At 58.8% G+C, this 638-nt stretch carries 1 protein-coding gene; it reads left to right on the top strand.

What is annotated here, in order from left to right:
• A partial coding sequence (locus tag ACOQFP_RS13245; protein WP_421584571.1) for an IS3 family transposase occupies positions 1-597 on the top strand: 597 nt, incomplete at its 5' end.
• Positions 598-638: the final 41 nt, after the last annotated feature.

Genomic DNA, 638 nt, shown 5'->3' with positions numbered 1-638 from the left:
GAACGGCTGTGGTCCGTGTTCTCCAAGAAGCGCGGCCTGAACAAGAAAGCCGGCCCGCCCGTCCACGACGACCTCGTCGACCGCCAATTCACCGCACAGGAACGCAACCAGATCTGGCTGACCGACATCACCGAGCACCGTACCGACGAAGGCAAGCTCTACCTCTGCGCCATCAAAGACCTGTACTCGAACAAGATCGTCGGATACTCGATCGACAGCCGTATGAAAGCCTCACTGGCAGTATCTGCACTGCGAAACGCCGTCGATCAACGAGACCCGGACGGCACCATCGTCCACTCCGATCGAGGTAGCCAATTCCGTTCACGAAAATTCGTACATGAGCTGTCCCGCAACGGTTTACAGGGATCCATGGGGCGGGTTGGGGCGTGCGGAGACAATGCTGCGATGGAGTCATTCTTCGCGCTTCTGCAGAAGAACGTGCTCGATCGACAACGTTGGTCCACGCGAGAGCAGTTACGGCTGGCGATCGTCACCTGGATCGAACGGACCTACCATCGCAAGCGTCGCCAACGCCGGCTCGGCAAACTCACCCCAACCGAGTTTGAGACAATCAATCAGTCCGCACACGCGGCCTGATTCACTCAACCCAACGAGTCAACCGAACTCGGGGCAGTCCC

Origin of the sequence: Rhodococcus sp. MALMAid1271 (assembly GCF_049195265.1) — a bacterium.
GTDB lineage: Bacteria > Actinomycetota > Actinomycetes > Mycobacteriales > Mycobacteriaceae > Rhodococcoides.
Note: the sequence above shows the minus strand (reverse complement) of the source record. Positions and strands in the feature narration are given on the sequence as shown.